The organism is Neoactinobaculum massilliense, from assembly GCF_900604955.1.
GTDB lineage: Bacteria > Actinomycetota > Actinomycetes > Actinomycetales > Actinomycetaceae > Neoactinobaculum > Neoactinobaculum massilliense.
The window spans coordinates 1098671-1121787 of the sequence record NZ_UWPE01000001.1; the positions used below are offsets into that span (position 1 = coordinate 1098671).

At 62.6% G+C, this 23117-nt stretch carries 21 protein-coding genes and 1 CRISPR repeat array (1 of these 22 cut by a window edge); of the genes, 8 read left to right on the top strand and 13 right to left on the bottom strand.

The features are described 5' to 3' along the window. A CRISPR array of direct repeats spans positions 1-183; the repeat unit is 29 nt; unit sequence CTCTTCCCCGCGCGAGCGGGGGTATTTCC; it begins 825 nt to the left of the window's first position. 193 nt (positions 184-376) lie between these two features. Next, complete coding sequence (locus EIH27_RS04735) at positions 377-838, top strand: helix-turn-helix domain-containing protein (protein ID WP_164461598.1); 462 nt, start codon at positions 377-379, stop codon at positions 836-838. Positions 839-952: 114 nt separating this feature from the next. On the opposite strand, the gene EIH27_RS04740 is transcribed toward EIH27_RS04735, so the two are convergent. The 3 genes from EIH27_RS04740 to EIH27_RS04750 all read right to left on the bottom strand — a co-directional run bounded on the left by EIH27_RS04740 (position 953) and on the right by EIH27_RS04750 (position 4116). Continuing rightward, positions 953-2479: an MFS transporter gene (locus EIH27_RS04740; protein ID WP_124039777.1), complete on the bottom strand. Its 1527-nt coding sequence runs from the start codon at positions 2477-2479 to the stop codon at positions 953-955. 242 nt (positions 2480-2721) lie between these two features. Further along, positions 2722-3153 carry a hypothetical protein gene (locus EIH27_RS04745; protein WP_124039778.1) on the bottom strand — a complete coding sequence of 144 codons (432 nt, stop codon included), beginning with the start codon at positions 3151-3153 and terminating at the stop codon, positions 2722-2724. 159 nt (positions 3154-3312) lie between these two features. Next, positions 3313-4116 carry an SDR family oxidoreductase gene (locus EIH27_RS04750; protein WP_124039779.1) on the bottom strand — a complete coding sequence of 268 codons (804 nt, stop codon included), beginning with the start codon at positions 4114-4116 and terminating at the stop codon, positions 3313-3315. A gap of 330 nt (positions 4117-4446) precedes the next feature. Between EIH27_RS04750 and EIH27_RS04755 the strand changes: the two genes are divergently transcribed. Further along, the gene (locus EIH27_RS04755) at positions 4447-5157 is read left to right on the top strand and encodes a deoxynucleoside kinase (protein ID WP_124039780.1); all 711 of its coding nucleotides are present in this window, start codon (positions 4447-4449) and stop codon (positions 5155-5157) included. A gap of 60 nt (positions 5158-5217) precedes the next feature. On the opposite strand, the gene gatB is transcribed toward EIH27_RS04755, so the two are convergent. The 3 genes from gatB to gatC are packed head-to-tail and all read right to left on the bottom strand — an operon-like array spanning position 5218 to position 8536. After that, complete coding sequence (gene gatB, locus EIH27_RS04760) at positions 5218-6714, bottom strand: Asp-tRNA(Asn)/Glu-tRNA(Gln) amidotransferase subunit GatB (protein WP_124039781.1); 1497 nt, start codon at positions 6712-6714, stop codon at positions 5218-5220. Then, entirely contained in the window at positions 6714-8234 is a 1521-nt protein-coding gene (gene gatA / locus EIH27_RS04765) for an Asp-tRNA(Asn)/Glu-tRNA(Gln) amidotransferase subunit GatA (RefSeq protein ID WP_124039782.1), read from the bottom strand. Before gatA ends, gatB begins: the two co-directional genes overlap by 1 nt. Before the next feature lie 2 nt (positions 8235-8236). Further along, positions 8237-8536: an Asp-tRNA(Asn)/Glu-tRNA(Gln) amidotransferase subunit GatC gene (gatC, locus tag EIH27_RS04770; RefSeq protein WP_124039783.1), complete on the bottom strand. Its 300-nt coding sequence runs from the start codon at positions 8534-8536 to the stop codon at positions 8237-8239. Between the two features lie 95 nt (positions 8537-8631). Between gatC and EIH27_RS04775 the strand changes: the two genes are divergently transcribed. Further along, complete coding sequence (locus EIH27_RS04775) at positions 8632-9888, top strand: phospholipase D-like domain-containing protein (protein ID WP_124039784.1); 1257 nt, start codon at positions 8632-8634, stop codon at positions 9886-9888. Between the two features lie 130 nt (positions 9889-10018). Here EIH27_RS04775 and EIH27_RS04780 read toward each other — a convergent pair whose 3' ends face one another. The 4 genes from EIH27_RS04780 to ligA all read right to left on the bottom strand — a co-directional run bounded on the left by EIH27_RS04780 (position 10019) and on the right by ligA (position 15729). Then, the gene (locus EIH27_RS04780; protein WP_124039785.1) at positions 10019-11011 is read right to left on the bottom strand and encodes an NAD(P)-dependent oxidoreductase; all 993 of its coding nucleotides are present in this window, start codon (positions 11009-11011) and stop codon (positions 10019-10021) included. A gap of 7 nt (positions 11012-11018) precedes the next feature. Further along, positions 11019-12158: a PTS sugar transporter subunit IIC gene (locus EIH27_RS04785; protein WP_124039786.1), complete on the bottom strand. Its 1140-nt coding sequence runs from the start codon at positions 12156-12158 to the stop codon at positions 11019-11021. Between the two features lie 145 nt (positions 12159-12303). Continuing rightward, positions 12304-13296 (bottom strand): NAD(P)-dependent oxidoreductase, encoded by a 993-nt coding sequence (locus tag EIH27_RS04790; protein WP_124039787.1) that lies wholly within the window; start codon positions 13294-13296, stop codon positions 12304-12306. Between the two features lie 72 nt (positions 13297-13368). Beyond that, complete coding sequence (ligA, locus tag EIH27_RS04795; RefSeq protein WP_124039788.1) at positions 13369-15729, bottom strand: NAD-dependent DNA ligase LigA; 2361 nt, start codon at positions 15727-15729, stop codon at positions 13369-13371. 157 nt (positions 15730-15886) lie between these two features. On the opposite strand from ligA, the gene EIH27_RS04800 reads away from it, so the two are divergent. Then, positions 15887-16573, top strand: coding sequence for an SOS response-associated peptidase (locus EIH27_RS04800; RefSeq protein WP_124039789.1), 687 nt, complete (start codon positions 15887-15889; stop codon positions 16571-16573). Positions 16574-16799: 226 nt separating this feature from the next. Beyond that, positions 16800-17057, top strand: coding sequence for a WhiB family transcriptional regulator (locus EIH27_RS04805; RefSeq protein ID WP_124039790.1), 258 nt, complete (start codon positions 16800-16802; stop codon positions 17055-17057). 21 nt (positions 17058-17078) lie between these two features. On the opposite strand, the gene EIH27_RS04810 is transcribed toward EIH27_RS04805, so the two are convergent. Then, entirely contained in the window at positions 17079-18521 is a 1443-nt protein-coding gene (locus EIH27_RS04810; RefSeq protein WP_124039791.1) for a sensor histidine kinase, read from the bottom strand. A 144-nt stretch (positions 18522-18665) separates the two neighbouring features. Between EIH27_RS04810 and EIH27_RS04815 the strand changes: the two genes are divergently transcribed. Continuing rightward, positions 18666-19124, top strand: a complete 459-nt coding sequence (locus tag EIH27_RS04815) for a DUF2505 family protein (protein ID WP_124039792.1) — start codon at positions 18666-18668, stop codon at positions 19122-19124. Between the two features lie 17 nt (positions 19125-19141). Here EIH27_RS04815 and EIH27_RS04820 read toward each other — a convergent pair whose 3' ends face one another. Further along, positions 19142-20620, bottom strand: coding sequence for an FtsX-like permease family protein (locus tag EIH27_RS04820; RefSeq protein ID WP_124039793.1), 1479 nt, complete (start codon positions 20618-20620; stop codon positions 19142-19144). After that, positions 20620-21315 carry an ABC transporter ATP-binding protein gene (locus EIH27_RS04825; protein ID WP_124039794.1) on the bottom strand — a complete coding sequence of 232 codons (696 nt, stop codon included), beginning with the start codon at positions 21313-21315 and terminating at the stop codon, positions 20620-20622. The genes EIH27_RS04820 and EIH27_RS04825 overlap by 1 nt, the downstream gene beginning before the upstream one ends. A 184-nt stretch (positions 21316-21499) precedes the next feature. Here EIH27_RS04825 and EIH27_RS04830 point away from each other — a divergent pair, with 184 nt between their 5' ends. Continuing rightward, positions 21500-22306 (top strand): sensor histidine kinase, encoded by an 807-nt coding sequence (locus tag EIH27_RS04830; protein WP_124039795.1) that lies wholly within the window; start codon positions 21500-21502, stop codon positions 22304-22306. Further along, on the top strand, positions 22299-22985 hold the full coding sequence (locus EIH27_RS04835; RefSeq protein ID WP_124039796.1) for a response regulator transcription factor: 687 nt from the start codon (positions 22299-22301) through the stop codon (positions 22983-22985). The genes EIH27_RS04830 and EIH27_RS04835 overlap by 8 nt, the downstream gene beginning before the upstream one ends. Positions 22986-23117 lie beyond the last annotated feature (132 nt).

A 23117-nucleotide genomic window follows, 5' to 3' on the forward strand; every position in this document is an offset into this window, starting at 1 on the left:
AAGCACTCACCCGACTCAGCAACCGCGGCTACCTCTTCCCCGCGCGAGCGGGGGTATTTCCAAGCACTCACCCGACTCAGCAACCGCGGCTACCTCTTCCCCGCGCGAGCGGGGGTATTTCCGTTTAAACAAATGGTGACGAATCTACAGCGTGCTCTTCCCCGCGCGAGCGGGGGTATTTCCGCATCCTGGTCAACCCCGGTCGGGGAGCCGACTCTTCCGGGGCGAGCTGGGAAGAGCACCCACACGTACTCCGGTGGTAACGAACACGCTATCCCGCATACATTCCAGCATCTCGCCACGTGTAATGGCAGAATGTCATGGAAGATATTACTTTCCTACCCAAACAGGGATTCGCGGGAAGAGACCATCCACTATGGATTCGCCTAGAGAGGCCCATATGAACACGAATCAGCCTACAGAGGCCCATCTGGAAGTGGACCAGCCCAGAGAGCTGTACATGGAGAATGCGGAATTGAGGATCAAACGCAGTCTCCTGGGCTTATCGCTCAATGATCTAGCCAGACTCAGTACTGTTCAGCTCCGGACAGCGGCCCGGTGGGAGTCAGGCCGCTACCACGTGCCTAAGGACGTAGCCGAGAACATCAATGATCTCTGGCAAGAGTTGATCGAAGCCGTGGAAGGTATGGCGCGTGCAGCAGATGCGGCACATGAAAAGACCATCCGTGTACCGCTTTATGCGAACGAATGCGCCTATATGGATGCACACGGCGGGAGCACGTTCGAATGGCGCCTCTACACGGCGCAGGTCGCAGCGGCATATCTGCTACTCAATGCCCGCGGCTATCAGGTAGAGCCCTACTATCCCCAAGGCTAGGCACAGGCCACACGCTCTCACCACAGCTACCGCCCCATCAAGACCCTGATTACGAACACCGGTGCCATCCCGGGAACTCCGCCACGGCAACCTACGGACCGCCGCAGCGGCGCCTTACTCTTTCGCGAGCGCCCGCACAGCCTCCGCGTTCTTATCCGACTCACGAATCCACACCAGGATGGCCACGATCGCGAGCAGACACATGATGACCTCGGCACCGAGCGCCCAGATACCCGCCTCGCGCACGGCTACGTTATTTTGCGCGCCCTGGAATGTAATAAACCGGGTGAGAACCGGGGTACCTTTGGCCGCCACCGTTGTGAAGATGGTGCCCGCTACGCCGAGCCCAATCGCAGACCCGAGGGAGGACGCCATCTTAAAGGCCCCCATCCCCGTCCCGGCCATCGCCTGCGGAAGCGGGCGCAGCGCGGCGGTGGTGAGCGGCGTCGCATAGACGGCGATGCCCACCCCATAGATCACGAATGCCACGGCACAGAGCGTCACGTACACCGAAAGTGGCAGGAACGTGGTCATGCGAAGTAGCCCGACCACCAGAATGAGCACGGCACCCAACAGAATCGGCATGCGCACACCCCGTCGCCTCATGATGCGCTCGCCGAGCCGCACAAATAGCAGCACACCGACCGCATATCCCAGCGTCAGCGTGCCCGTGGTGGCCGTACTCAGCCCGCCGGCGAGCTGCAGCACCCACAGCGTGACCGACGTAAGGCCCGCGGTGGAGGTGAGGAAAAAGTTCGCCATAATCGCCCCGGTGTACATGGGAACCCGGAAAACGCGTAGATCAATGAGCGGATTCTTTACGGTGCGCTCGGTGTGAATGAATAGGAGAATCGCCGCGATACATACGACGACGAGCGCCCACGTCCCTGCCGAGGCCGGTCCCATTTTTGGTCCGTAGGTAATAGCGAGCTGGAGCGCCAGCATGCCGACGGCCAAGCTGGTAATCCCCGCGATGTCCAGGTGCTCCTGGCTGGACGTGCGCGATTCGGGAATGTGGCGCACCAGCACGAGGCAGAGCACGGATACGGCAGCGCCAAGCACAAATACGGCCCGCCATGTGAGCGGACTGGACGCTAAGGCGCCAGCTACGAATGATGACACGGCTGCCCCGCCGAAGCTGCCGATAGAGATGCAGGAGATCGCGCGGTCACGGCCGCGGCCCTGCCAGTACAGGTTTACGGTGGCCAGCACGGCCGGCGTGATGGCGCCCTGCGCCAGCCCCTCCAATGCCCGGCCTGCAATCACCAGCGCCGGCCCGGCGGTCCCGGTTGCGGCCGCAATCATTAGGCAGCCCACCACATTGAGCACGTTGCCCAGCACAATCATGCGCATCCGTCCGCGTCTATCGGCCAGGCTGCCCCACCCTACAAGGAGCATGCCCGCGAGGAGCGAGGTGAGCGATACGGCCACATTGGTGAGCGGTGCGGACATACCTGTCGCCTCACCTACAGCCGGACCAATGTTATTAAACGTGTGCCCGAACAGCCATACGGATACGATGCCTGCTACCAGGCCCCATAGGTCTCGATCCGTTCCCTGATAGCCACCGGAGGCCGCCCGGGGCTGAATATCGCCGTCGTTCATTCTTTCGTTTTCCCGCCGTGGTTCTCCGGTACTCATGCCGAGTCCTCCTCGCCGCGCGTATTACTTCCCGCCCTGCGCACCGCATAGCCCACACATACGTGAGCCGGTCTACACGGTGCCCAACGACGCCGTCGCCCACCCTGGCACTCCCCCTCCCGTACTACTGTGCTCCGATACACAATTTGGCCCGGACGATTATGCTTCGTCCGGGCCAAACCGAAAAACGTACCGCCGGAGCAGCTTTCGGGCCATCAAAGCGCATCGGCGGTGAAACGTATCTAGTAGCCTTCCTGAGCCATCCCACCACTAACTACCGCAAGGATAACGATAAGGATCCACAGCACAATGCCCACGATGTAGATGATGCCGAATACCTTGCCGAGGTAGTAGCCCGTCTTCAGGCTTCCATCCCAGAGGTAGGGAGCGCCGGCCTGGATCTCTTTGCGTGCCTTACCGCCCATGTACCAGGCGATAAAGGACAGCAGGCCCATGAAGATTCCGACGATGCCCAGCACCAGTACCGTGGTGGCCCGCGGATGCTCAGCCAGGTACATAGGTGCGCCATACTGCTGATATCCGGCCGGTTGCTGATAGTTACCCTGCTGATATGCGCCCTGCCCCGGGTAGTTTCCACCCGGGTAGTTACCATCCTGCGGCCCCTGAGCCTGGGGAGCACCCGCGGGAAACTGCGGCAGATTTTCCTGTGACATGACATTCCTTTCATGGTGCCTGCCTGCTTCTCCTGTGAGAATACCGGCTCAAAATGTCCATTGGGTAACAATCTTCGTCTCACGGACACGATTGCCGCGCAATTGCCCGCGAGCGGACGCCCTCACGGGCACGTGCCACCGGCGAGGGCGCCCGTGGCCCTAGTCCTCCATGGACTTCGGCGCGTGCCAGATATCCTCGCCGCGGCGCAACGTGTCAAAGCCGGAATCCATGTAGATAATCTGACCGGTCATGGTGCGAAACTCCGCTGAAACAAGGAAGGCGTGCAGCGCCGCGATGTCCTCCGCATGTGAGGCCCCATTGAGTGGTGCGGGCATCGCCGCGAAGGTGGCCTTGCGTCCCTCCTCCGTTGCCAGCAGCTCCTTGGTCATAGGGGTTTCTACCACGCCCGGACCCACCGCGTTGATCGGAATACCCTTGCCCGCGTACTCGTCCGTGGGCGCCTGCCGCCGTACCCACTGGGCGATGGCACGCTTGGACGTGGAGTAGTTAAAGTAGCCCGTCATACCACCCTGGTCGGTCAGCTCCTGCCCACGTGCAATGGCTTCCTCACGCTTCCCCGCCAGCAGCAACTCGAGCAGTTTCGGATCCGAGGGCTGCAGGGACGCCGCCGACGCCGTCACCGAAATACGCGGCGCCTCGGACTTCTCCAGCAGCGCTTTGAACACCTCAATTGTGTCAATCGCGCCGAAATAGTTCACCTTAAGTGCCAGCGGATTCTGCGCGGACACGCCCGCGTTAACCACCAGGCCATCAATGTGATCGTGGGTTTGCGCAATCTGTGCAGCTACCGCCTCGATTGCGCTCCGATCCGAGAGGTCCACCGGGTAGTCCGCGCCCTTGAGATCCAGGCCAATTACTTCTTCCCCACGTACGCGCAGCAGATCCGCCGTCGCTTTGCCGATGCCTGAGCCGGCACCCGTCACAATGATTGTTCGCACCACGTTGCTTCCTTTCCGTCCGCCACGCGCGCCGCACCGTTGCGTGCCCGTGACGTAACAGACGTTAGTTTATCGAAGATTTCTGTCGTGGCACGCCCTTGTCCACCGCCCGTTGGGACGACGCCGTCCGGTCCCGTTTCGCGCAGCTCGCGCTGGTGTGTACTCACGCACCCACTCCGGCGTCGAACAGCACGCCGGTGTGGCCAACCTCTTGCGCCTCAGGCTTGGAACCCAGGCCCGGAGCGACAAAAATTGGCTGAGGCCGCTGGCAAACTTGCCGCGTGACCGGGGAACGGTCACCGAGTGACCGGACCACCTAGTGAAAGGCGCATCGTGATCTACATCCTTGGCAGTATCGGCGCGGGTAAATCCACGCTTACCTCCCTCCTCGCGGAGGATCTGGGTTCTTCGGCCTACTACGAGAACGTGGATGGCAACGGGATGATTCACGACATGCTGGAAAAGTTCTATGCGGCCGGCGCCGAATCGCGTAAACGCGTGGGCGTGATGCTCCAGATCGCCTTCCTCACCTTCCGCTACCAGCAGCTCAAACGTGCCATTACCGAAGAAAATGCGGTACTGGATTCCTCCCTGGAATCCGATTTCGTCATGGCCTCCCAGCTCCACGACAACGGGGAAATTGACGACGCCGATTTCAACGTCTACCTCACGCTCTCACAGGAGATGCAGGCGAATGTGAACGGCAGCCCGTGGAACGGTTTCCCGGATCTGGCCGTCTACCTCAAGATTGACCCGGATCACGAGTTGGCGCAGATCGCCGCCCGTGGACGGGATATGGAGGACGTCCGCGACAAGCCAGAGCTAGTGGCCTATTACCACCGCGTCAATAAGGCCTACCAGAATTGGGCGGCCGGATACACGCACTCGGCGCTGGTCACGGTGGATCGGGACAAACTGGACTTTGTCAACAGCATGGATGACCGCAACACCGCGTTGGATCTCATCGAATCGAAGCTGGTTTCCCTAGGAAAACTCGATCGTTTTGAGTATGAGGAAATTCGCGCCAAGCGGATGGGCAAGTAGAGGTTCAATGCACAGGAGGCGCCGGGCAAGCTGCCCGGCGCCTCCTCCACTGTCAACTAGCTACTGCGCGATACGCTTCTGGATGATCTCCTGAACCTTCCGTGCATCCGCCTTGCCCCGCGTTGCCTTCATAACTGCGCCAACGATGGCCCCAGCGGCCTGCTTCTTTCCACCGCGGATCTTCTCCACGATGTCCGGATTGGCAGCAAGTGCCTCATCCACGGCCTTCTCAATCGCCGAATCATCGGAGACAATTTCCAGCCCGCGCTTGGCCACTACCTCGGAGGGCGTGCCCTCCCCGGCCAGCACGCCGGCGATTGCCTGCCGCGCCAGTTTGTCATTGAGCTTGCCGCTCTGCACCAGCTGGTCCAGCTCGGCCACGTTCGCCGCCGTCACCGGCGCGTCCTCAAGATCCAGCGCATTATCCTTGGCAAACCGGGCGATATCACCCATCCACCATTTGCGGGCACCGGCCGGCGTGGCACCCGCCTTCACCGAATCCTCAATAAGATCCAGTGCGCCGGCGTTGATAACGTCACGCAGTTCTTCGTCGGAGAGCTTCCACTCTTTCTGAACGCGCGTGCGGCGCGCAGCCGGGAGCTCCGGCATATTGGCCCGAATGCCGTCCACGTACTCGGGAGAGCAGATGATGGGCACCAGGTCCGGCTCCGGGAAGTACCGGTAGTCATCGGCGTCGGACTTCACGCGGCCCGCACGCGTGCCGGAGATCGTTTCATCATAATGACGCGTCTCCTGAAGGATGGTGCCGCCACTCGCCAGAATGGCTGCCTGCCGCTGGATCTCGAACCGGATGGTGTTCTCGATTCCCCGGAAGGAGTTGACGTTCTTCGTTTCAGTACGGGTGCCGAGCGGCGCATCTGGGCTCTCGCGGAGGGACACGTTGACATCCGCGCGGATATTACCGCGCTCCATCCGTCCCTCGGAAATACCGAGTGCGCGCACCAGCTCACGGATAGAACGCACGTAGGCACCCGCAACCTCCGGCGCGTGCTTGCCTACGCCCGTGGCGGGATCGGACACGATCTCGATGAGCGGAACACCGGCGCGGTTGTAATCCACCAGGGAATACTTGGCGCCTTCGATGCGGCCCGTCGCCCCACCCACGTGGGTGTTCTTGCCGGCATCCTCTTCCAGGTGCGCATGCTCAATCGGGAAGCGATACGTGAAGCCGTCCTCCAACTCCAGATCCATGTGCCCGCCAATAATAATTGGCTGCGCATTCTGCGTGATCTGGTAGGCCTTCGGAAGGTCCGGGTAGAAGTAGTTCTTCCGCTCGAACCGGGAAAGCCGGGCAATGTCCGCATCCAGGGCCAGGCCCAGGCGCACGGCGTACTCAATGGCACGCTTGTTGGCCACCGGTAGGGACCCCGGCAGGCCCACCGACACCGGTTGAATATCCGTGTTCGGCTCCGCGCCGAACTCTACCGGGGCAGCATCGAACATCTTGGTAGCCGTGGAAAGTTCCACGTGCACCTCAAGGCCAATGACCGGATCGAACCGGGCAACCGCCTCAGAAAAATCCATGAGCTCTTCCATTACTTTTCCTCCCAGCTGGCTGCGGGGCACTGGGAAGCTAGCGAGCCACCCAGGCCTTCCTCAAGCGCCGCCGCCACGCGGTAGGCGCGGGCATCCTCGCCGATTGGCGCAAGGATCTGGAACCCAACGGGCAACCCATCCGAAAGCCCAGACGGCAAGGAAATAGCGGGACTTCCCGCCAGATTCGCCGGAATAGTAGCGATGTCATTGAGATACATGGCCATCGGGTCATTGGTTTTCTCACCAAACTTGAACGCCACCGTAGGCGAGGTGGGAGAAACCACCACATCCACCTGGGAGAACATCTTGGCGAGGTCCTGCTGCACCAGCGTGCGTACCCGCAGCGCCGAGGTGTAGAACTGGTCCGCGTATCCGGCGCTCAGCACGTGCGTGCCAAGGATAATGCGTCGCTTGGCCTCATCACCGAATCCGGCGGCGCGAGAAGCACGCATCACCGTTTCTGCGGTCACCGGACCCTCCGTAGGCTCCACGCGTACGCCGTAGCGCATCCCGTCAAACCGAGCCAGGTTAGAGGAGACCTCAGCCGGCATGATGAGGTAGTAGGCGCCCAGTGCGTACTTGAACGACGGCGCCGAGAGCGTAGTAGTTTCCGCACCCAGCTTTTCCAGCTCGGCAACAGCCTCATGGAAGGACTTAAGCACGCCTTCGGCGTAGCCTTCACCCTCCATCTCCTTGACCAGGCCCACCTTGAGGCCCGCCAACGGCTTGGCCGGGTCCTTTGCCGCGGTGGTGCCGGCGTTGACCGCACCCACCAGATCCGCCACCGGCTGATCGAGCGAGGTGGAATCGTGCACGTCATGGCCGGATATGAGCTCCTGCAGCATGGCCGCATCCCGCACCGTGCGGGTGACCGGCCCGATCTGGTCCAGCGAGGAGGCCATTGCAATAGCCCCGAAGCGGGAGACGTTCCCGTAGGTGGGCTTGAATCCCACCGTGCCGGTCACGGCCGCGGGCTGACGAATAGACCCGCCCGTGTCCGTGCCCAGCGCCAAGGGCACCATGAATGCACCCACGGCCGCCGCACTGCCACCACCGGAGCCGCCCGGGATTCGGTCCGTATCCCACGGATTACGCGTGGGGCCGAAGGCCGAATGCTCCGTGGAGGACCCCATGGCGAACTCATCAAGGTTCGTTTTGCCCACGATGGGCAGGCCCGCCTGCTTAATCTTCACAATGACGGTGGCATCGTAGGGAGGGCGCCACCCTTCAAGAATCTTCGACGCGGCGGTGGTGGGAATCCCCCGTGTCACAATGTTGTCCTTCACCGCAATCGGAATGCCGGCCAGCGGATGCATGGTCTTGCCCGCCGCGCGGTCCTCATCCACCTGCTTGGCGGTGGCTAGCGCGCCCTCGTGATCCACATAGAGGAACGCGTGGAGCTTCGGATTCAGCGCCTCAATCCGGTCCAGGGATGCCTGCGTCAACTCCACCGATGTAATGGTGCCCGCCTGCAGTAACTCGGAGAGTTCCGCCGCGGATTTCAGTAGCAATTCGTTCACCGTTATGCCTCCTCGCCCAAAATCTGCGGAACCAGGAACTTGCCGTCCTCGGCGGCGGGCGCCTGAGCCAGGACCTCCGCCCTATCGAGGAGTTCACCGGGCACATCCTCCCGGACAACGTTCTCCACCGGGAGCGGATTATAGGTGGGCTGAAGCTCCGGGGAGGCCACCTCACTCACCACGGCCACCGCGTTCTCCACAACCACCAGTTCATCCGCGAGTTTCTCCGCTTCCTCCGGTGTCACATCAATGCGCGCAAGATCTGCTAAACGCAGAACCACGTCCTTAGAAAATGTCGACATGCGGCTAGTCTACGCGTGCGTCTTCACCCGCCACGTAGCAGCCCGGTACATGAATCACGCCACGCAGCATTTCCCCAGCCGGATAGTCTAGGGGCATGGCTCTGGGAGAAGGCATGCGCACCCGAGTACGGCGCGCACTGAAGTGGACGGGCGTCGCGGCGACGTCGGCACCCTTTGTGGCAGCTGGTGCCATCACGCTCGTGGATGAGCACCGTAAGCGCCGCACACCCACCACCGGCGATTTTCCCCATCTTCCGCCTATGACCACCGCGGTAGGGGAAAACGCCATCACGCTCTACACCTACGGCATGGATCTCTACAGCGACATGCTCACGGATATTGCACAGGCCCGCCACACTATCTATTTTGAAACGTTCATTATCAAAGATGATGACATGGGGCAGCGCTTCCGGGCCGCCTTCGAAGCCGCCGCCGCACGCGGCGTGGACGTATTTATCATGACCGATACGTTCGGCACTCTCAACCAGAACCCTCGGGTGCGGCGCATGCCCCGTATGGAGCACCTCCACGCGATGGCGTTTCCGCTGGTCCGCACCGGTATTTTTACCGGCCGCAGCCGTGATAAGGGACGCGATCACAGGAAAATCCTCACCATCGATCAATCCGTTGCCTACGTGGGTGGATTTAACATCGGCCTCGAGCACGCCACCAAGTGGCGGGACACGCATATTCGGATTTCCGGCCCCGTTTCCGCCGAATTACGTGACACGTTTGCGGACATGTGGAATTCCTACCGCAAGAAGGAACACCCGGTCATCCGCGCCCGCGAACGCATGCCCTGGGATCCTTCCCTTCGTGCCGTACTCAATTCGCCGGCGTCCAACACATTCCCCATCCAGGCGCTCTACCTTGATGCGCTCAACCGCGCTTCCGAGCGCGCGTGGATTACGATGGCCTATTTCATTCCCGATGCGGCCATGATGGATGCGCTGGTGGATGCCGCCCGCCGCGGGGTGGACGTGCGCATCCTGATTCCCGAATACTCCAACCACGTGTATACGGACTGGGTGGGCCGCCCCCACTACCAGCGGCTCCTAGGGAGCGGAGTACGGATTTTCCTCTACCGCGACGCCATGATTCACGCCAAAACCATGACCATGGACTCTCGCTGGTCCACCGTTGGGACGGCGAATATTGACCGCATTTCCCTGCGCGGGAATTTCGAAATTAATATGTCCATCCTGGATACGGGATTCTCCCACCTCATGGAGCGCGTGTTTGAGCATGACCTCACCAACGCCTACGAATTAACGCGGCAGGCGTGGGAGAGGCGCAGCAGGTTGGCCCAGGTGACCGAAGCCGTCATGCGGCCTCTGGCCCCGCTTCTTTAGTACGACGCCGAAGCGCACCCGTTCCGCGTCACCTAAAAACAACGGCGTGCGCCGCCACACGCCGCGCGCCTCCCGTTGTAGCGACGCCGCCGGGCCCGTACTGGACCACGACGGCGTCGTATGAGCGGAGCTAGAGCTCAATCTCCCCGACCGGGTGACCGCCCTGCGCCGCCTCGATCGCGCCCTCAATTGATTGCGCGATAAGGGCCGCGACCGCCTGCTCCGTATAGAACGCAATGTGCGGCGTGTAGAGAACCCGCGGGTTATCCAGGATCCGCTGCATGAGGGAATCAACCTCGGGCTGATTCTTCTGCACCAGGGAATCCTCAAATTCATACACATCGAGCGCAGCTCCGGCGAGGTGTCCGGAGTCCACGGCGTCGAGCAGCGCCTCCGTGTCAATCAGTGCGCCCCGGCCGGTGTTGACAACGATGGCGCCCTCCGGCATGAGGGCAATGGCGCGCGCGTCAAGGATGTGGTGATTCTCGGCGGTGGCAGGCATGTGGAAGGAGACGATGTCGCTCTGGCGCAGCAGATCATCCAGCGAATCGACGTAGGTGAGTAGCTCGCGCCCAGCGTCACTCGGGTAGAGATCGTAGCCGAGTACCTTGCAGCCGATTCCCGCGAAGAAACGCGCGGTTTCCCGGCCGATACGGCCGGTTCCAGCGATGCCGATCGTCTTTGAGCGAATGGTGCGGCTCATCATGGACGGTTCCCAGGAGAAGTCATGATTCTCCGCCCGCCGCTCAATGAAGGGTGCCGCCTTCCTGCTCACCGTGAGGGCCGTGACGAAGGCGAACTCGGCAATCGACTCCGGGGAGTAGGAGGGGACGTTCACCATCTTGACGCCATGCTTCTTCAGGAGATCAAGCCGGTACATGTCCGTCCCCGCCGAGCGTGTGGCGAGTGCCTTCACGCCCTGCCGCTCCATCTCCGCATACGTTTCCTCACCCATGGGAGCAATCTGCTGGACAACAACGGCATCAATGCCCTTGAGCGTGCCGCGAAGATCCTCGGTAAGAGGCTGGTCGTACACGTCAATCTCAAGATCAGGATGAGCGGCCTTAAACTGCGCGATGGCCGCTCGCTCATCGTCACGCTGCGAATACAGGGCAACATGCATCTGGTGTTTACTCCTCTACAATCGGAAACTTAAAGACCTCGTTGGTGTACAGCTTGAGGACGCGCGTGAATAGGAAGTCTATGAGGAGCGCACCGGCCGCCGTAATCACGAAGAAGGCCAAGAACAGGATACCCAATCGGACCAGCGGCGCCTGATCCAGGAACTTGTAGGCAGCGATGGGGCCCACCAGCCCGGAGAATCCAAAGCCGGCGGACTGCGCCGTTCCCTGCAGGTGGAACGCCCACGCCGTCACGCCCGCGATTGCCGCGTTGAGAATAAGTGGGATATTCATGACCGGCTTGGTAATCCAGTTCGGCATGAACATCTTCATGGACCCGAGGAACACCGCCAGAGTCACCCCGGACTTGTTGTGCTGACGGATGGAACCAACGCAGAGCGTCATGGTGGCCGCAGCGATTCCGATATTCGCCGCACCCGAGGCGAGCCCATCAATTCCGACGGCGAGCGCCACCGCGACCGTGGAGATTGGCGACACGATGATGATCGCAAAGGCGATAGCCAGCAGAATGCACATGAGGAGCGGCTGTAGCTCGGTGAAATGGGCAATAAGGCGGCCAATGCCACCGGTGATTGCACGCGAGTACGGGAGGGTGACCCACCCGATACCGCCCACGGCGGTCACAACAATGAGGGGCAGCACAATAATTGTGACGCTACCAAGCTTGCCGTGAAGCCAACGCAGCGCCAGTGTGCCGAGTGAGGCCACAATGATCGTGTTGATCAAATCGCCGATCCCGGCGATGGTCCAGGCCTCATCCGAAAACGTGAGCACGCCGGAGCCAATGAATGTGGTGGCGGCCAGCACAGCGATTTCCATGCCGTTCATAGCGAACTGCACGCCAACCAGGGCACCAACTAACGCCGGCACCACAAATTGTGCACCAGAAACGATTGCGGCCAGCTGCCCGAACACGGGCGAGACGGAGGCGAGGGCGCGGAACAGCTCCCCAAAAATCGCGTTGGGAATGAGCCCAACAACGATGCCGATGGCCGTACCGTTCAAGACCTTCATCATGAAAGCTTTGAAGCCGAGGCGTGAGGCCGTTTCGATGCCGGCGGATTTCGTTGCGGTAGCACCCTTTTCAGAGGCGCCACCGGTTTGAGTACTGACCGAGTTTTCGGGCATTTTCTCTCCTGTGGGTTGATGGAAATACTCGCCCGAAAATTCGAAGTTGCACCGGTGGGCGGTTCTTCGGGCAGATAGTAGAAAATTTAAAGTAGATTAGCCGCGGGCGGCAGTGCCAAAAGTCCAGCTTCTCCCGAGGCGCGTGTCACAGGTCCACCTCGTTATCCGGCCGGCCACCATTAACGATTTCCACGGCACCCTCGATGGCATCCGCTACCAGGGCCGCCACCGCCTCGTCCGTGTAGAACGCCGTGTGCGGCGTGTAGAGCACTCGCGGATTATCTAGCACCCGCTGCAGCAACTCGTCCACCGGCGGCTGATCGTTCTGAATAATCGGACCCTCAAATTCATACACGTCCAGCGCCGCACCCAGCAGATGTCCCGAATCCACTGCATCCAGCAGCGCCTCCGTATCCACCACCATGCCGCGCGCCGTGTTCACCACCACCGCACCCTCGGGGAGCAGGGCGATCGCAGCGGCGTCGAGCATATGGTGTACCTCAGGACTTGCGGGCACATGGAACGTCACCACATCAGAGTGGCGAAGCAGTTCTTCATACGTGTCCGTGTAGGTGGCGTACCGGGCGACCGCCTCGGTGGGCGCGATGTCATAGGCGAGCACGCGGGCGCCGATCTGGGAGTAGAGCCAGGCCACTCGGCTGCCAATCCGGCCGGCACCCACTACCCCGACCGTCTTGCGGCGCATGGGGCGGCCCATGACGTCTCGCGCCCAGGTGAAGTTGTGTCCCTCCGCGCGACGCTCAATGTAGGGCGCGATCTTACGGCTTGCCATCATCCCCAAGGTGAAGGCGTATTCCGCGATAGAGATAGGGGAATAGGAGGGTACATTGACCAGCCGGATGCCGTACTTGGCGAGAAGATCCTTCCGATACATGTCCACACCGGCGGACCGGGTGGCGAACACCTTAATATCCGCCTCTCCCATGGCCGCGTACACGTGTGTCGGGATTTCCAGCGTCTGGGAGGCCACCAGGGCGTCTACTCCCGCAAAGAGCGGAATGGACGCCTCGGTGATTGGCGCGTCATAGACGTCCAACTGAATATCGGGGTGAGACTGCTGGAACTGTGCGATGGCCGCGTACTCGTCTGCGCGACGGCTGAACAGTGCAAGGTGCATGGCTGGTTCACTTTCTGCAGGCGTCTACCGGCACTGCCGGCTCACCCACCGCACCGACCACCATGACCGGTGCTATGCGGGAAGAGTGCCCGTTTCAAGCAGTGTATCGAAGTCCTCCGCCGCAACGATGGGGATGTCCAATTGCGCCGCCTTCTCCGCTTTGGAGCCCGCATTTTCACCCACCACCACGGCGGTGGTTTTCTTGGAAACAGACCCGGCGGCCTTTCCGCCGCGTGCCCGGATAGCCTCCTTGGCGCCGTCCCGCGTGTAGCCGGGCACCGTACCCGTCACCACGATGGTCATACCCGTGAGGGTTTGTGCCTCGCCGGCCGCAGGCTTCTCATCCGCGAATCTCACGCCCGCCGCGCTCCACCGGTCAATAATTTCGCGGTGCCAATCCACCTCAAACCAGGCGGTGAAGGATTGGGCAATGATGGCACCCACCCCCTCCACCGTGGCCAATTCCTCCGGCCCAGCCGCTAGCATCGCCTCCAGGCTCCCGTACCGCTCCGCGAGCGCTCGCGCGGCCGTGGGGCCCACGTGACGAATGGAGAGCGCCACCAGTTTGCGCCAAAGTTCCTTTCCTTTGGCCGCATCAAGTTCCGCAACAATTTTTGTGATGGCCGCACCGGGCGTGGATGGAGCGGCAAGCACACGGTCCGCACCCCGCCCCCGGTAGCGCGGTTTAGTCCAGGCGGCTCGCACCCGCCGATAATCGCCGGTGGGTTCACCTTTTTCTTTCTTCTCCTGCCAAATCCACACATTGCGGGCGTCCTCCGGGGTGAGGTCAAAAATGCCGGCCTCTGTTTCCAGTAGCGGCGTCTGCGGTGCCGGAATGCCGAGGCTCCGCTGCACCTGCTCGGGGATCACGCCGTCCGCGTCCAGCACGGCACCTTCCTCATCAATGAGGCCGAGTTCCTGGGATTTTTCTTTCGTCAGGTGAATGGTGTGCGTAGTGCCGTCCGCCGCCTCAATGGATACGCGGTGCCCGGTGGCTACCGCCGTCAGGGCGTCCTGCCGCCCGGCCTCCGGGTTGGTCAGCCACAGCGCGGTCTCTTCACCCAGCGCGTCTACGTCCAGACCTCCGCGCGATCCCACGTGTGCCACACGCTCCTGCAATTGGGATGGGCAGGACTTCGTGTTCGGGCAGCGCCAATCGGCGTCGCCCTCTTGCGCCGGGGCTAGTTTCGCCCCGCACGCCGGGCAGGCGGCGGGCATGCGCCACTCGCGTTCCTTGCCCGTGCGCTCGGCAAGCACCGGACCCACAATCTCCGGGATCACGTCGCCCGCCTTCCGAAGGATCACAATGTCCCCGATGCGTACGCCCTTCCGCGCCACCTCCGAGGGGTTATGAAGGGTGGCCTGAGAGACCGTGCTCCCGTCCACCACGGTGGGTTCCATAATCGCGTAGGGCGTAGCGCGGCCGGTGCGGCCCACGTGAACCTGGATATCCACCAGCCGCGTTTCCACTTCCTCCGGCGGATACTTATAGGCGATCGCCCAGCGCGGCACACGGGAGGTTTCCCCGAGCCCCTGCTGGGCGCCGCGATCATTAACCTTGAGCACGGCACCGTCAATACCGTGGAGAAGGGAATGGCGCCGCTTCAGCATATCCGCCACGAACGCCTCAATATCGCTCCACTCATTCACCACCTGCGTATAGGGCGACACGGGGATGCCCCACCCGCGGAATGCCTCGTAGACACCGGCCTGGGTGGCGAGCAGATTCGCCGTCGCATCCGGCACGTCCTGTAGTGCGCCAATACCGTGCGCGATGAAGGAGAGGGGACGTCCGGCGGTGATGGCCGGATCCTTTTGCCGCAGGCTCCCGGCCGCTGCATTCCTTGGGTTGGCGAAAGTTTTCTTGCCCGCCGCCTCCAGGCGCTCGTTGAATGCGGCGAATTCTTTGAGCGGGAAAAATACTTCCCCGCGTACTTCCATGACGGCCGGCCAGCCGCTACCGGCAAGCTCGGTCGGTACGGCTGCGATAGTGCGGGCATTGGCCGTAATATCCTCGCCCGTGACGCCGTCGCCACGCGTGGCCGCCACCGTGAGCCGCCCGCGTTCGTAGCGCAGGTTGAGGGCTAACCCATCGATCTTGGCCTCGGCCGTCACCTCACGCGCGCCCTCGGGCAGCCCGTGGTACCACTCGGCCAGTTCTTCGAGGGAGAACACGTCCTGGAGCGAATAGAGCCGTTCGAGGTGACGGGACGGCGCAAACCCCGTCCGGGCCACCGCGCCGACAGCCTTCGTGGGCGAATCCGCCGCGGCCAACTCCGGATATGTAGCCTCCAGCCGCCGCATCTCATGGATAAGCGCGTCATAGTGCTCATCCGTCATCACCGGTGAATCCCCCGAATGGTAGGCACTCTGGGCCTCCCGTAGTTGCGGGGCAAGTTCTGCTAGACGCTGGCGCGCTTCCTCGATAGTCACGCCCCTATTCTCTCCCACCCTGCGCCGTACTAAACCACGTTCTATCTCACGACGCCGCCCGGTCACGCACTAGGCGCCCCACCGACGTCGTCCCGGACGCGGCCCGCGGGACAATGACCCGCCGCGAGCGCCACCTCTATCGATCTACGCTGGGGACATGTGTGGTAGATACGCGTCCTACATGGCGCCCGACGAGGTGCAGCTTCAGTTTGACCTGGAGCGCATCGACGAACAGACCGAACGCTTCGTCAGCTACAACGTGGCGCCCTCGACGGACATCCCCGTGATTGTGCAGCGGCCGGACACCGGCCGGCGGGAAATGCTCATGGCGCGGTGGGGGCTGGTGCCGCGCTGGGCAAAGGACCTCTCCGGCCCGCTCATGTTCAATGCGCGGCTCGAATCGGTGGCCGAAAAACGCGCCTTCGCACCCTCGCTTGCCACGCGACGCTGTATTGTGCCCATGAGCGGCTATTTCGAATGGCAAGCTGGCGGTGGGCCAAACGGTAGCAAACAGCCATATTTTATTTTTGACGCTTCCCAGCCCGTCACCGCGATGGCGGGGCTCTACAGCTGGTGGCATCAGGAGGACGGCACCTGGCTGCTCTCCGCCACCATTATTACGCGTGCGGCCACCGCGGAGATGGCGGCAATTCATTCGCGTGAGCCCGCCCTCCTCCGCCCAGAGGAATATGCGGCGTGGTTGGACCCGGCGCAGAAGGATCCACTCGCCGCCCTGGCGCTGCTTCAGCGTGAACCGCCAACATACACGTACTTCCCGGTGGGCAACCAGGTGGGCAACGTGGCAAATAACAGCGCGGCGAACGTGGAGAAAATCATTCGGTAGCGATCACGCCGTCCGCCTTCGCGCTCACTGCCACACGTATTTTCCACGTTCGTGAAAATCCGTTCCCTTTCGTCCCGCCCACTCCGCCGTCTCCTCGCTACACATCTGACCACTGGCACACGGCGAAGAAAATTCACATGAATTTCTCTTTACCTACTACCTGACGACTGCGAGCATTAGGGCGTTCGCGCGGGAATTCTTCCGCCGGCAAACACTGGAGGATTATATGGATTGGCGCCGCCGGGCATCCTGCCTGAACGAGGATCCCGAACTATTCTTTCCGGTGGGTTCCACCGGCCAGGCGGCTCATCAAATTGAGCACGCCAAATCTATCTGCGCCGCCTGCCCCGTCATGTCCAACTGCCTCGCCTACGCGCTGGAAACCGGTCAGGAGGCCGGCATCTGGGGTGGCATGTCCGAGGAGGAGCGCCGCTCCACCCGACGCCGTAATGCACGCAGGCGCCGCGCGAATGCCGCCCTGTAGAAGTTCCGTAGGCCGGCCCCGCTAATCCCGCCTACTGGCCTTCGCCAAATCCACGTCCACATGCACGCGGGTGCCCCCGCCTTCGGCGTCGTCCCACGAAATACTGCCGGAGAGTTCCCCCTCCACCATGGTGCGCACAATCTTGGTGCCCAGGCCGCGTGACGTTTTCCCGCCCAACCCCACACCGTTGTCCGTCACATCCACGATGAGGTGATTACCGTCGCGCCGCGGCTCCACAAGGATGGTGCCACCCTCCGGTAGCCCATGCTCCACCGCATTGGAGACCAACTCGTTGAACACGATTGCCAGGGGCGTGGCCACATCCGCATTAATAACGCCGAAGGAGCCTTCCACGTGGGAAACCACCGGCACGCCAACGGAGGCAATATCCGATGCCATGTTGAGAAGCGGATTAAAAATGTCATCAAAATTCACCCGGTCCTCCACGGACTGGGACAGAATCTGATGAACCAGACCGATGGCCGCCACACGCGATTGCGCCTGATGAAGCGCATCCATGGTGGCGGGATCGGTGGCGCGGCGGGACTGCATATTGAGGAGCGCAGAAACAGTCTGCAAATTATTCTTCACGCGATGGTTGATCTCCCGGATGGTGGCATCCTTGGTGACCAGCTCCTGCTCCCGCCGGCGTACCTCCGTCACGTCCCGAGACAGCAGCACTCCCCCGGCGGGCTCACCCTCAACGGTCAGCGGGATAGAACGTAGTGACACGGTGGCCCCGCGTACCTCCAGCTCGGTGAGCATGGGCGCCCGGGCGGCTAGCACCAGCGGCAGGTTCTCATCAATGCTGGCGTGCTCCGGCAGCGCCTCCGTCACCTGCTCGCTGAGTAGCGTGCCCTCAATCCCCGCTTTGACACCCAGACGATTGAAATTTGAGATGGCGTTCGGTGACGAGAACACGATCGCACCGTCCGTATCCAGGTGCGTGAAACCGTCCGTCACGCGCGGGGTGCCGTGACGCAGGCCCGAGGGCGTGTCCTCAATGGGGAATTCTCCGCGTGCCACCATATCCAGCATCTGCTGCGGCACCCGAATGTAGGAAGGATGGTGGCCGTCGCTGTGGAACTTTGTGCGTTCGTTGCGCACCACCGCGAGCACGGCGATAGGCCTGCCCTCGTGCACCACCGGATGGCCCTCATACACCAGGCCGTTGAGCTCAATGGATTCGCCGGCGGGTGCCAAATCTGGGAGGTGGAAGGGCGCCACAATCTTGGGTGCCAGATTCATACCCACCACGTCATTATCAAACGAGGTGGAGGCCGTCGCCGGACGGGCCGACGCCACAATGACAAACCTCCCGGAAGGCTGCTCCACCATGAGCACCAGGTCCGCAAACTCCAGATCCGCGATGGGCTGCCAATCCGCCACTAGGAGGTGAAGCCATTCGCGATCCGACGGACTAAGGGTAGGAATCCGTCCCAGGATGTTGGTCAAACTAGGCATGGTTCGATAGTACGCGGAATTGGCGCCTCCCCTCGCCCGTCCGAGCCTTGCCGGCACCATCGTCCCGCGCCACTACCTGCCCGCACGCCGCTTTCGCCCGTACACTCAGAGAAGGGCCGCCCGGCCCAGCCGAAGGGAGTTTCCATGGAAATACGTCACGAGTACACGGTGAATGTGCCGCGGGATACGGTGATCGCCACCCTTATGTCGCGCAAGCTTATGGCCGCACGGCTGGCTAAGGGAGGCGTCAAGGAATTCGAATTCAGCGGTGACGAATCTAATGCTCTCACGCGGGCCAAGGTACCCACGAATGTACTCCCCGCCGCCATCCGGAAGCTGGTCCCCTCGGGCGCCAGCGCCACGGTCAATCTCACCAAGCATGCCAACACGGTCACTTACAAAGCCACGGCGACGGGCGTACCGGCCACCCTCACGGTTAGTTTCGCGGTAACCGGCGACGCCGTTGCGCACGTGTCCGCCCTCGGGTCACTCAATATTCACGTCCCGCTGGTGGGACGCGCATTAGAGAAGAAGGCGAGCACGTACGTGGATACGATTCTTGATCGCGACGCCGCACTGGTCACCGAGGTAGCCAGCCGGTAGCCCGCAGCCGCCCGCCGCTAATCGTTGCGGCGGCGCTGCAGGCGTGCCACCCGGCGTCGCAGGGGGTTCGAGGCCCACAGCGCCAGCATGGTAAGTACCAGACCAATGGCCAAAATGATGATTGGTTCCTGCGGCGTTGGGTGCAACTGCTCAAATGTATCCGCCGCTGCCCTGTAGGAGGGGTAACCACCCGCGAATCCCAGGCCCACGCCCACCAGCAGGGAGAGCACCAGGGGAATGAGGGTTTCCAGCCATGCCACCCGTGCGGCGAATCCGGGCTGCACCCCCATTTTCAGTAGGCTGCGCGTTTCCGTGGCGCGGTCAAACACATCCGCCGCCTGGGACATGAGCGTGCCCGTGGCCGCCAGCACCAGGCCAATGGCCAGCGTAAGCAGCACACCGTTTTGGATATCCATCGCGGAGTGACGCATAAAGTATGACTCCTGTGCGTTCGCGCCACTGGCGTTGGTGGTGATCGGGAAGAAGGACATCCAGCCGGCAATGAATGCCAGGAAGGCCATGGGGCCCACCCGCCGCCATACGCTGCGCGCATCAGCCTGCACGCGACGGGATGCGAGCATCACGCTGGCTCCACCAAGGTGGGAGCCGAGGCCGGATAGCGCGGAAAACACCCATGTCATGAACAGCGAGAATCCGACAACAAGGCCTACCACCAGGCCAATCAGGACGTACGCGACCTGGGCGTAGTGCACGTGCGTTACCGCGGCCGAATAGACCACAACGGTGCCAATGATGACCGCAACGCCGGCAAGGCCAACCCACCCGGACACGCGCTTGACGCGAGACCCGTGGGCCACGCCCAGCGGCGAGACACGCAGCTTATGAACCCCCACGCCTGCCGCGGCCACGGAGATCACAACCAGGACGGCGTCGAGCAAAACAATGAGCCACCAGGGCAGCACCATCTCGCGGGGCTCAATGGGCATCGCCTCCATGCTGAGGCGGCTCCACGCGGGCAGAGTGGCAAAGTACACCGCCGTACCCAGTAGCACACCAACGATCGACTGAATAAGCGCCTCAATGAGCGTCATGTGGCGCACGTCCCCGCTGGAGAGACCGAGGAGACGGAGCGAGGCCAGGCGTTGCTCGCGTCCCTTGCCACCCAGCACCGTCGCATTCGCCGTGAGCCGCGCGGCTAGGGGCGCCAGAATCACGCACGCCACCAGCGCAAGAATGATGTAGATGCGCAGCATCATCTCGAACTGCGGATCCCCCGCCATGATCTGGGCGTGCAGACCGCGGGGATGCTGCCAGCGCGTATAGAACATGTAGGTGCCACCGGCCACCGTGAGCGTGAGCGCACTCGTGATGAGCGCGGACAGAATTGCACCGGCGAACAGGAACGCACCGCCCTGCTTTGAGGTGAAACGGGCGCGAATAAGGTGCCAGGTGATAGACCACAGTCCGGTGACCCCCGCCCTTTCGGGACGACGCCGCCGCGCCTCCATCACTCCTGCCTGCGTCGTGGTGGTCATTAGAGAGCCTCCTTCACGTCAAGGCGGCGGTCCGAGTGCACAATACCGTCGCGAATTTCAATGATCCGCGAGCACCACCGGGCCACGTTGACATCATGGGTAACGAGCACGAGCGCCGCACCCGTCATGCGCACGGTGGTGGTGAGGAGCTGAATCACCTCGTGGCCCGACGCCTGGTCGAGGGCGCCGGTCGGTTCGTCCGCAAAAATGACCTCGGGATTTCCCGCGAGCGCACGGGCGATAGCCACACGCTGCGCCTGACCGCCGGACATGTTACCGGGCAGACGGCCGGCAAGATCGCCAATGCCGAGGCGACCAAGCGTGCCGTCCGCCGTGAGAAATGCGGTGGAACGCGGGGTACCCGTGAGCATGAGCGGGAGAGCCACGTTTTCGCGGGCGGGGAGTTCTGGGATGAGCTGGCCATCCTGGAACACGAAGCCGAAACGATTAAGGCGGAGATGGGAGCGGTCCTTGTCGCTGAACCGCGATATTGGCTGGCCATGCATATATACCGTGCCCGTATCCGGCACCAGCACGCCGGAAAGGCAGTTGAGGAGAGTGGATTTCCCGGAGCCGGAGGGCCCCATGATGGCCACCGTTTCCCCCGCCGCCACCTGAAGCGTGATGCCGGCGAGGGCCCGGGTGGCCCCGAAGCTGAGCGTGATATCCGTGGTTTCGAGTAGTGGTTTGTCCATGGCTTTATTTCACGAAATTTCGGGGTCTGCCAACAGCGTGCCACCTAGTCAATCCCGAGTGGACCCAGGTCTACGCGAAGGTAGAGCCAGGTCTACCTAATCCTCGCCGCTATAAACTTACTCGCGGCGCATACGGCGTCGTACCTGGGCCCACCGGCCGGACCAGGCCACCTAGGGTAGGAATATGAGTCACATCCACTGGCACCACCGGGCGCAGCCCGAGCAGGCGGCCACCGGCACTCACGAGGAGGCGGCCGCCCGCAAAATCGCGGAGCTCACCGAGTCACGCCGGGCCATCGCCCACGCCTTCGAGATCGAGCGGCGGCGCATTGAGCGCAACCTCCACGACGGTTCCCAGCAGTACCTAGTGGCGGCCATGATGCAGCTGGGTGAGCTCCAGACTCTGCCGCAGGTGGAAGCGGACCCGGAGGTGCGAGACGCGGTGGCACGCGCCCAGGATGCCGTCAGCCGTGGCCTGCGCTCGCTGCGGGAGACCGTGCGCGGTATCCATCCGCACGTGCTCGAGGAGCAGGGCCTGGTGGCAGCCCTTCAGGACGTGGCGACCGAGGCGACCAACCGGGTGCGCGTGGTGGCGCCCAACCCAATTCCACGCCTTTCCGAGGGCGTGCTGGCCGTCGCCTACTTTTTCGCCTCGGAGAGCATCACAAATGCGGCCAAGTACGCCCCGAATGCGGATGTCACCGTGCTGGTGGTGGCCGATGAGACGCTCATTATTAGCGTGGTGGACTCTGGGCCGGGCGGGGCCCAGATCGTCCCCGGTCACGGACTAGCGGGCATGCGCGAACGGCTCGCCGCCGTGGGTGGCACCATGGAGGTGATCTCTCCGCCGGGCGGCCCCACGCAGGTACGCGCGGCGATTCCGCTGTTGCTGCGGCGCGGCGAAACGGGGATCGGCGAGGAAGGCGGCGCCGGTGTGGGAGGCGGCCGCGCGGGCGACACAGGCACCGAGGAAGGGAGTTCCCGTGAGTAGCGAGCAGACCGGACCGTCTATCGTCCTGGCCGACGATTCCGCGATCGTGCGCGAAGGCCTCGCCTCGATCCTCGAGCGGCGCGGCTTCCGCGTGGTGGCCCAGGAGTCACGCGCGGACACCACCGTGGGCACCGTCCGGGCACTTTTCGAGCGGGGCGAAACCGTGGACATCCTGGTAACGGACGTGCGCATGCCGCCCGGCATGGCCAACGACGGCCTCGAGGCCGCGGTCAGCCTCCGCGGTGAATTCCCACGGCTGGGCGTTATGGTGCTCTCCCAGTATGTCTCCCCGCTCTACGCCGAACGCCTCTTTGAGCAGGATTCGGGCCCGGGTGGCACCGGCTACCTGCTCAAAGACCGCGTGGCCCAGGTGGTTGATTTTATCCGCGCCCTCCACGTGGTGGCCGGCGGCGGCGTGGTCATCGACCCGGATGTGACCCGCGCGATGATGCGCACCTCTCGCTCGGGACTCGGTGACCTCACGCGCCGCGAACTTGAGGTGCTTCAGCTCATGGCGGAAGGCGATTCGAACTCACAGATCGCGGAGAAACTCGTACTCTCCCCCGCGGCCGTGTCCAAGCACATTGCGGCCATCTTCTCCAAACTGGGGCTCACCCCCGACGAGGAGAACCGCCGCGTGCGCGCCATCCTCGCCTATCTCTCTTCCTCCCGGAGCTAACACGTCGTGCACAGGTGCCGCGCTGCCCCGCCCACGGCACGACGCCGGCGCTCCGCAAGTACTCGCCCCCGCTCGACGTCGCACCACCGGGCCCGGGCAGTCACCGTGAGCGTTCGGCGTCGGACCGCACCG

Excerpts from the sequence above, each read along its gene's own strand:
- EIH27_RS04735 (WP_164461598.1), top strand. The coding sequence starts at position 377 with ATGGATTCGCCTAGAGAGGCCCATATGAACACGAATCAGCCTACAGAG.
- EIH27_RS04740 (WP_124039777.1), bottom strand. The coding sequence starts at position 2,479 with ATGAGTACCGGAGAACCACGGCGGGAAAACGAAAGAATGAACGACGGC.
- EIH27_RS04745 (WP_124039778.1), bottom strand. The coding sequence starts at position 3,153 with ATGTCACAGGAAAATCTGCCGCAGTTTCCCGCGGGTGCTCCCCAGGCT.
- gatB (WP_124039781.1), bottom strand. The coding sequence starts at position 6,714 with ATGGAAGAGCTCATGGATTTTTCTGAGGCGGTTGCCCGGTTCGATCCG.
- gatC (WP_124039783.1), bottom strand. The coding sequence starts at position 8,536 with ATGTCGACATTTTCTAAGGACGTGGTTCTGCGTTTAGCAGATCTTGCG.
- EIH27_RS04775 (WP_124039784.1), top strand. The coding sequence starts at position 8,632 with ATGGCTCTGGGAGAAGGCATGCGCACCCGAGTACGGCGCGCACTGAAG.
- EIH27_RS04780 (WP_124039785.1), bottom strand. The coding sequence starts at position 11,011 with ATGCATGTTGCCCTGTATTCGCAGCGTGACGATGAGCGAGCGGCCATC.
- EIH27_RS04785 (WP_124039786.1), bottom strand. The coding sequence starts at position 12,158 with ATGCCCGAAAACTCGGTCAGTACTCAAACCGGTGGCGCCTCTGAAAAG.
- EIH27_RS04790 (WP_124039787.1), bottom strand. The coding sequence starts at position 13,296 with ATGCACCTTGCACTGTTCAGCCGTCGCGCAGACGAGTACGCGGCCATC.
- EIH27_RS04800 (WP_124039789.1), top strand. The coding sequence starts at position 15,887 with ATGTGTGGTAGATACGCGTCCTACATGGCGCCCGACGAGGTGCAGCTT.
- EIH27_RS04805 (WP_124039790.1), top strand. The coding sequence starts at position 16,800 with ATGGATTGGCGCCGCCGGGCATCCTGCCTGAACGAGGATCCCGAACTA.
- EIH27_RS04810 (WP_124039791.1), bottom strand. The coding sequence starts at position 18,521 with ATGCCTAGTTTGACCAACATCCTGGGACGGATTCCTACCCTTAGTCCG.
- EIH27_RS04815 (WP_124039792.1), top strand. The coding sequence starts at position 18,666 with ATGGAAATACGTCACGAGTACACGGTGAATGTGCCGCGGGATACGGTG.
- EIH27_RS04820 (WP_124039793.1), bottom strand. The coding sequence starts at position 20,620 with ATGACCACCACGACGCAGGCAGGAGTGATGGAGGCGCGGCGGCGTCGT.
- EIH27_RS04825 (WP_124039794.1), bottom strand. The coding sequence starts at position 21,315 with ATGGACAAACCACTACTCGAAACCACGGATATCACGCTCAGCTTCGGG.
- EIH27_RS04830 (WP_124039795.1), top strand. The coding sequence starts at position 21,500 with ATGAGTCACATCCACTGGCACCACCGGGCGCAGCCCGAGCAGGCGGCC.